General features: G+C 64.0%; 8 protein-coding genes. 4 read left to right on the top strand and 4 right to left on the bottom strand.

What is annotated here, in order from left to right:
• Nucleotides 1-9 precede the first annotated feature (9 nt).
• Both ACIGGF_RS15230 and sdhC read right to left on the bottom strand, forming a co-directional pair.
• Nucleotides 10-462: a succinate dehydrogenase hydrophobic membrane anchor subunit gene (locus tag ACIGGF_RS15230; protein WP_397522094.1), complete on the bottom strand. Its 453-nt coding sequence runs from the start codon at nt 460-462 to the stop codon at nt 10-12.
• Entirely contained in the window at nt 462-872 is a 411-nt protein-coding gene (gene sdhC / locus ACIGGF_RS15235) for a succinate dehydrogenase, cytochrome b556 subunit (RefSeq protein WP_082898767.1), read from the bottom strand. Before sdhC ends, ACIGGF_RS15230 begins: the two co-directional genes overlap by 1 nt.
• Before the next feature lie 265 nt (nt 873-1,137).
• On the opposite strand from sdhC, the gene ACIGGF_RS15240 reads away from it, so the two are divergent.
• Together ACIGGF_RS15240 and ACIGGF_RS15245 are read left to right on the top strand one after the other, a co-directional pair.
• On the top strand, nt 1,138-1,551 hold the full coding sequence (locus ACIGGF_RS15240) for a cytidine deaminase (protein ID WP_397522095.1): 414 nt from the start codon (nt 1,138-1,140) through the stop codon (nt 1,549-1,551).
• Nucleotides 1,544-2,827, top strand: coding sequence for a thymidine phosphorylase (locus ACIGGF_RS15245; protein ID WP_397522096.1), 1,284 nt, complete (start codon nt 1,544-1,546; stop codon nt 2,825-2,827). Before ACIGGF_RS15240 ends, ACIGGF_RS15245 begins: the two co-directional genes overlap by 8 nt.
• 13 nt (nt 2,828-2,840) lie before the next feature.
• On the opposite strand, the gene ACIGGF_RS15250 is transcribed toward ACIGGF_RS15245, so the two are convergent.
• A complete protein-coding gene (locus ACIGGF_RS15250) occupies nt 2,841-4,208 on the bottom strand; it encodes an aspartate aminotransferase family protein (RefSeq protein WP_397522097.1) in 1,368 nt (455 codons plus the stop codon).
• Entirely contained in the window at nt 4,205-4,669 is a 465-nt protein-coding gene (locus ACIGGF_RS15255; RefSeq protein ID WP_397522098.1) for an Lrp/AsnC family transcriptional regulator, read from the bottom strand. The genes ACIGGF_RS15250 and ACIGGF_RS15255 overlap by 4 nt, the downstream gene beginning before the upstream one ends.
• Before the next feature lie 142 nt (nt 4,670-4,811).
• On the opposite strand from ACIGGF_RS15255, the gene ACIGGF_RS15260 reads away from it, so the two are divergent.
• Together ACIGGF_RS15260 and ACIGGF_RS15265 are read left to right on the top strand one after the other, a co-directional pair.
• Entirely contained in the window at nt 4,812-6,317 is a 1,506-nt protein-coding gene (locus tag ACIGGF_RS15260) for a gamma-aminobutyraldehyde dehydrogenase (protein WP_397522099.1), read from the top strand.
• On the top strand, nt 6,314-7,735 hold the full coding sequence (locus tag ACIGGF_RS15265) for an NAD(P)/FAD-dependent oxidoreductase (protein WP_397522100.1): 1,422 nt from the start codon (nt 6,314-6,316) through the stop codon (nt 7,733-7,735). The genes ACIGGF_RS15260 and ACIGGF_RS15265 overlap by 4 nt, the downstream gene beginning before the upstream one ends.
• Nucleotides 7,736-7,871: the final 136 nt, after the last annotated feature.

A 7,871-nucleotide genomic window follows, 5' to 3' on the forward strand; every position in this document is an offset into this window, starting at 1 on the left:
TCAGTGTCCTTAGCTCGCCGAGATGTTGGGATCGAAGGTGAAGATGACGTAGGTGCCGACGCCCATGATGAGGATCATCGACAGCACGAGAAGCGTGGTCAGCCAGAATCGCGTCGAATCCTTGCGGGAGTAGTCCGCGATGATCGTGCGCAGGCCGTTGCCACCGTGCAGCTGAGCCAGCCACAGCATCGTCAGATCCCAGAACTGCCAGAACGGGCTGGCCCAGCGACCGGCGACGAATGCGAAGTTGATGCGGTGCACGCCGTCGTCGAGCATCAACATGATGAACATGTGACCCAGGACCAGCACGACGAGTGCCAGACCGGAGAAGCGCATGAACAGCCACGCGTAGAGCTCGAAGTTGCCTTTGCTCTGACGCCGCGGCGTACGCGGGTTGGCCAGGCTGGCCGGACGGTCGTAGTTCGTGCCGAGGACCTTCGCCTCGGGACCCTGCGTCGACATCAGTGACCACCCGCCGTGAACATGTTGTAGAAGATTCGTCCCGCGCCGGGGATCATGACGACGAGCCAGATGACTGCGATCGCCCACAGCATGGGCTTCTGGTACTGCGGTCCCTTGGACCAGAAGTCGATCAGCATCACGCGGATACCGTTCAACGCGTGGTACAACACTGCTGCGACGAGGCCGATTTCCATCAGGCCGACGAGCGGAGTCTTGTACGTCTCGATGATGGCGTCGTAGGTTTCGGGATTGACCCGAACCATCGCCGTGTCGAGAACGTGGACGAACAGGAAGAAGAAAACCAATACGCCAGTGATGCGGTGCAGAACCCAGGACCACATGCCCGGGTCTCCGCGATACAAAGACCGCTTGCGCTCCTTGACCGGAGCGACTTCCGTCGTGCTACTCATCGAGTGCAATGCCTCCAACGTCGTTGGTGGACGCTTCGAGTCCGGTAGCCGGTCTTGTCCTGACTCGATTTGTCGCGATTCGGCCCTAGTGCTGGTTGTACTAGCCGCTTACTGGAAACTGTAAACCCATTCGAAACATGGAACGAATTCGACTCGAGGTTCCTGTGGTGCCGAAATCCGGTGTTAGGTTTGCCTTCCCAATTGGCGCACGCACTTTCGGGCGGATCTCTGCATCAATTCAGACACCGTGATTGGATGGTTCACCATGAAGGAAATCGACTGGAATACGTTGCGCGACAATGCTCATGAGGCAATGCGTCGTGCTTACGCACCGTACTCGAACTTTCCGGTCGGTGCGGCTGCCCTGGTGGACGACGATCGGATAGTCACTGGGTGCAATGTGGAGAATGTCTCATACGGTTTGGGGCTCTGTGCCGAATGCGGGCTGGTGTCGAACCTGCACTCGAGTGGGGGCGGCAGGCTCGTGGCCTTCTCCTGCTGCGATTCTCGGCGTGAGATCCTCATGCCGTGTGGGCGATGCCGACAGTTGCTGTTCGAATTCGGCGGCCCGGACCTGCTGGTCGACACCACCTCGGGGCCGCGTCGACTGGCAGAGTTGCTTCCGGACGCATTCGGCCCCGACAACCTCGACGAAGGACGCGTGAACAACCATGCCTGACGCCGTATCGATCATCAGCGCCAAGCGCGACGGCCGCGTTCTCGACGACGAGCAGATCGAGTGGGTGATCGCGGAGTTCACTCGCGGAACCGTCGCACCGGAACAGATGTCGGCACTCGCAATGGCAATTCTGTTGCGCGGATTGTCTCGTCGTGAACTGAGTACGTGGACCGGAGCAATGATCGCCTCCGGCACCCGCATGGACTTCTCCGCCCTCCCGCTGCCCACCGTCGACAAGCACTCGACCGGCGGTGTCGGAGACAAGATCACCTTGCCCTTGGCCCCACTCGTCGCTGCGTGCGGGGCAGCGGTGCCGCAGCTGTCGGGGCGGGGTCTGGGGCACACCGGCGGAACGCTCGACAAGCTCGAGTCCATCCCCGGGTGGCGGGCGGATCTGAGCGGAGAGGAGATGCATCGCATCCTGGCCGATCCGGCGGTGGGCGCGGTCGTGTGCGCGGCCGGTGCAGATCTGGCACCGGCCGACAAGAAGCTTTACGCGTTGCGTGACGTGACCGGCACCGTCGAATCGATTCCCCTGATCGCCAGCTCGATCATGAGCAAGAAGATCGCCGAGGGCACCGGCGCGCTGGTGCTGGACGTGAAGGTCGGTGCCGGCGCATTCATGAAGAACGCAGACGATGCGCGTGAACTCGCGAATGCGATGGTCGAGCTCGGAACCGATGCCGGTGTCCGCACGCTGGCCGTGCTGACGGCCATGGACGTTCCACTCGGGCTCACTGCGGGCAACGCGCTCGAAGTACAGGAGTCCGTGGAGGTACTCGCCGGGGGCGGCCCGGCCGACATCGTCGAGCTGACGATCACGCTGGCCCGCACGATGCTTGCCGCGGCCGGAATCGAGGGCATCGATCCGGCCGACAAACTCGCCGACGGTTCGGCCATGGATCGCTGGCGAACGATGATCGCCGCGCAGGGCGGCGATCCCGATGCCGCGCTGCCCGTCGCCCGGGAAAGCCAGGAATTCACTGCGACACAGGACGGCGTCGTCACCGGATTGGACGCGATGGGCGTCGGGCTCGCCGCGTGGCGGCTCGGGGCGGGCCGAGAACGTCAGGGCGAGCCGGTGCAGAGCGCGGCCGGTGTGCGGCTGCACGCCAAGCCCGGCGATCGGGTGAAGGCCGGGTATCGGCTCGCCACCCTGTACACCGACACCCCCGAGCGTTTCGAGTACGCGCAGCAGGCACTCGAGTCCAGCTGGGAGATCGGTGCCACGGCCGTCGAGCCCAGGCCCCTGGTCATCGACCGCGTCGGGCACTGACGGGTCTGCTCGGTCAGATCAGATTGCCGGCCTCGGTCAGCACGCTGCGCAGTATCTGTTCCATCTCGTCGAACTCCTTCTGTCCACAGATCAGCGGCGGTGCCAACTGCACCACCGGATCGCCGCGATCGTCGGCGCGGCAGTACAGCCCGGCGTCGAACAGAGCCGTGGACAGGAATCCGCGGAGGATGCGTTCTGCTTCTGCGTCGCTGAACGTTTCCTTCGTGGTCTTGTCCTTCACCAATTCGATCCCGTAGAAGAATCCTTCGCCGCGCACGTCTCCGACGATCGGCAGGTCGTGCAGCTTCTCGAGCGTCGAACGGAACGCGGGTGCGTTGTCCGCCACGTGTGCGTTGATGCCCTCGCGCTCGAAGATGTCGAGGTTGGCCAGCGCAACGGCGGCGGAGACGGGGTGACCGCCGAAGGTGTAACCGTGGGCGAAACTCGACGTTCCGTCGTCGAACGGCTCGAACAGCTTGTCGGAGGCGATCATTGCGCCGATCGGAGAGTATCCCGATGTCATTCCCTTGGCGCAGGTGATGATGTCGGGAATGTAGCCGAAGTCGCTGCACGCGAACATCGAACCGATGCGGCCGAAGGCGCAGATGACTTCGTCGGAGACGAGCAGAACGTCGTAGCGGTCGCAGATTTCGCGCACGCGCTCGAAGTATCCGGGCGGAGGCGGGAAGCAGCCGCCGGCATTCTGAACCGGCTCGAGAAACACCGCCGCGACCGTGTCCGGGCCCTCGAATTCGATGGCCTCGGCGATGCGATCCGCAGCCCAGATTCCGAACGCCTTCGGATCGGTGTCCAGTGGTGCGGGCGCGCGATAGATGTTGGTGTTCGGCACCCGGAACGCACCCGGTGTCAGCGGCTCGAAGGGTTCCTTGAGTGCCGGGATTCCGGTGATGGCCAGCGCGCCCTGCGGGGTGCCGTGGTAAGCGATGGATCGGGAGATCACCTTGTGCTTGCCGGGCTTGCCGACCTTCTTGAAGTACTGCTTGGCGAGCTTCCAGGCGCTCTCGACGGCCTCGCCGCCGCCGGTGGTGAAGAAGACTCGGTTCAGATCGCCCGGGGCGTATCCGGCGAGCCGCTCGGCGAGTTCGATGGCAGGCTCGGTGACGTACGACCACAGGGGAAAGAACGCCAATTCCTTGGCCTGCTTGGCCGCGGCCTCGGCCAGCTCGTCGCGGCCGTGGCCCACCTGCACCACGAACAGGCCCGACAGTCCGTCGATGTAGCTCTTGCCGTTCGAGTCCCAGATGGTCGAACTCTCGCCGCGGGTGATGATGGGGGGAGTGACCCCAGCGCCGTGCCGGGTGAAGTGACCCCACAGGTGCTTGGCTGCGGAGGCGTCGAGCTCGGATGTGGTTCGCGTCATCGTGTTCCCCAATTGTATTGCTGCTTGACGAGTTTGAGATAGACCAGCGTTTCGGTGCTGGTGACACCGTCCAGGCTGCGGATCTGCTTGTTCAGAATTTGCAGAAGCTGTTCGTCGTCCTCGCATACCACTTCCACGACGATGTCGAAGGACCCTGCAGTGAGGACGACGTAGTCGATCGCGTCGATCGCCGACAGTTCCTCGGACAGTGCGTAACTGTCACCGGTGCACCTGATCCCGATCATCGCCTGCCGCTTGAATCCGACCTGTACCGGATCGGTCACCGCGACGATCTGCATCACGCCGGAATCCGTCAGACGTTGAACACGTTGACGCACAGCCGCTTCCGACAGTCCGACGGCTTTGCCGATGGCAGCGTACGAGCGCCGCCCGTCCTCCTGAAGTTGCTCGATGATCGCCTTGGAGACGTCGTCGAGTGCGATGGGTGGTTGGTCGGGCATGGGTCGATCTTGTCACTGCGGCGGTAGTGAACACAACCCTTGGACGATGAAATGCGTGTCAATTGTCGATTCGGACGACAGAATCAGTTGTCGAAAGGCTGGAAACAGAGAGAATCCGTGGATCCGACGGTACTCTGCAGGCATGGCGAACATTTCTGGTTGTTGGATTGGTGGACGCTCGTTGGACGGTAGCGGTGATCGGTATGCGGTCGACGATCCCGCAACCGGAACTGTCGTCGCCCACGTCGGTCTGGCCACCGCCGCCGACGTCGATTCGGCACTCGCACATGCGCGGTCGGCATTTCCTGCTTGGTCCACTGCCACCCCTGCGCACCGCAGCACCGTGTTGATGGAACTGGCGCGTCTGGTCTCGGCCGATGCCGAGAACTTCGTGGCCGAGGAAGTGGCGCAGACCGGGAAATCGACCAGGCTGGCAGCGGAATTCGATGTGCCGGGAAGTATCGACAACATCGAGTTCTTCGCCGGTGCGGCGCGGCATCTGGACGGCAAGGCTGCCGCGGAGTACTCGGGTGAGCACACCTCGGTCGTCCGGCGCGGCGCCGTCGGAGTCGTCGGGTCGATCACGCCGTGGAACTATCCGTTGCAGATGGCGGTGTGGAAGGCAATTCCGGCTCTGGCGGCAGGGTGCGCCGTCGTGCTCAAGCCCAGTGAACTCACTCCACTGACCACGCTGCGTCTGGCGCGCCTGGCCACCGAGGCAGGTGTTCCCGACGGCGTGTTCAACGTCGTCACCGGGACCGGAGACGACGCCGGGGTCGCGCTGTCCTCGCACGCGGGCCTGGATCTCATGACGTTCACCGGCTCCACTCCCGTAGGTCGGAAAGTCATGGCACAGGCCGCCGCACACGGCACTCGGGTGCAGCTCGAGTTGGGCGGCAAGGCGCCGCTGGTGGTGTTCGACGATGCGGATCTCGACGCGGCGATTCACGGCGCGGTCGCAGGATCGTTGATCAACGGTGGCCAGGATTGCACGGCGGCCACGCGCGCCATCGTCGCCGAATCGCTGTACGACGACTTCGTCGCCGGAGTCGCCGAGTTGATGGGACGCGTCGTCGTGGGAGACCCGACCGATCCGGCAACCGACATGGGCTCGTTGATTTCCGTCGCGCATCGAGATCGGGTGGCGGCGATGGTGGATCGGGCCCGGAACGCGGGGGCGAGAGTGGTGACCGGAGGTCGCATTCCGGAGGGCAGGGGTGCCTTCTATCCGCCTACCCTGATCGCGGATGTCGGTGAGCAGGACGAGATCTATCGCGACGAGGTTTTCGGTCCGGTGCTCACGGTCTCGAATCATCACGGGGACGACGATGCGATCCGCCGCGCCAACGACACCCAGTTCGGGCTCGCCGCCTCTGCCTGGACCAGGGACGTCTACCGCGCGGGCCGAGCGACGCGGGAGATCGCCGCAGGCTGTGTGTGGATCAACGACCACATTCCTATCATCAGCGAGATGCCGCACGGCGGTGTCGGGGCCTCGGGTTTCGGCAAGGATATGTCGAGCTATTCGCTGGACGAGTACCTCACCGTCAAGCACGTCATGACCGACATCACCGGTGTGGCTCGAAAGGCCTGGCATCGAACGGTATTCGCTTCGGCCGATTTTCGCGCGCAGGTGGACGCCCGATGAGCGCATCATGGGCGACCGCACCCACCGACCGGGGCGTGGCGATGGTGGCGGGCGCGGCACCGGAGTCCTACTGGCTCGACCGTCCCGAACGCCCGGCACCGCGGACGCGGCATACCGGTTCGACTGCAGCGGATCTCGTCATCGTCGGCGGCGGGTTCACCGGATTGTGGGCGGCACTGCATGCTGTAGAAGAGAACCCCGGCAGGTCGATCGTGTTGCTCGAAGGCGACCGCATCGCCGAGGGCGCAACCGGACGCAACGGCGGCTTTTGTGCGGCCAGCCTGACGCACGGACTGAGCAACGGACTCGATCGCTACGCCGACGAACTACCCGAGCTGCTGCGTATGGGTACCGAGACAATCGACGCGGTCTGCGCGACGGCGGACAAGTACGAAATCGACGCCGACATCGAACGCACCGGCGAGCTCGACATCGCGAATTTCGACTGGCAGGTTAACGACCTGCGTGAGCTCGGCGACGAGGGGAGGCGACTGTCGCAGCCGATGGAGTACCTCGACGCCGATGCAGTGCAGTCAAGGATCACGTCACCGATGGCACGTGGCGCACTGTTCGATCCCGACGTCGCGATGATCGACCCCGCCAAGCTCGCCTGGGGCCTGGCCGACGCAGCTCAGTCACTCGGCGTTCGCATTCACGAGAACACCCGTGCTCTTTCGATCAGTAGTTCCGGCAACGGTATTCGAGTGAAGACCGGCTACGGCTCCATCGAGGCAGCCAAGGTTCTGCTGGCCACCTCGGCAACGAAGTCGTTGCGCCGCAAGCTCCGTCACTGGATCGTCCCGGTGTGGGACTACGTGATCATGACCGAGCCACTGACGTCGGCGCAGCTCGCCGACATAGGATGGTCCGGCCGCGAAGGATTGGCCGACTCCGGCAACAGATTTCACTACTTCCGGTTGACGGCGGACAATCGCATTCTGTTCGGCGGGTGGGACGCGCACTACTTCTACGGTAGCGACACCGACCCACGCCGAACCCAGCATCCCGAAGAGTTCGCATTGCTCGCCGAACACCTACTGCAGGTGTTCCCCGCCCTCGAAGGTATCCGCGCCACCCACGCCTGGGGTGGATCGATCGACACGTGCTCGCGATTCAGCGCATTCTGGGATCTCGGCATGAACGGGCGGGTGGCTTCGGTGGCCGGGTTCACCGGCCTCGGCGTCGGCGCGTCGCACTTCGGGGCTCGCACCGCCCTCGATCTACTGGACGGCAAGGACACCGAACGAACACGCCTGAAGATGGTGCGTACCAAGCCGTTACCGTTTCCGCCCGAGCCCTTCAAATCGATCGGCATCAACATTACGCGGGCGCAGTTCGCCCGCGCGGACCGCAACGAGGGGCGACGGGGCCTGTGGCTCAAGGGAATGGATGCCCTGGGTCTGGGCTTCGACAGTTGAGGTGCCAAGGCAGTGGTGGGGGGGGGGGGGGGGGGCGGGCCCCCCCCCCCCCCCCCCCCAACACCAAAAAAAAACCGCACGACCACACCCCCCCCCCCCCCCCCCCCCCCCAAAAACACCCCCCCCAAACCACAAA

It is taken from the genome of Rhodococcus sp. NPDC078407 (assembly GCF_044542515.1).
Taxonomy (GTDB): domain Bacteria; phylum Actinomycetota; class Actinomycetes; order Mycobacteriales; family Mycobacteriaceae; genus Rhodococcoides.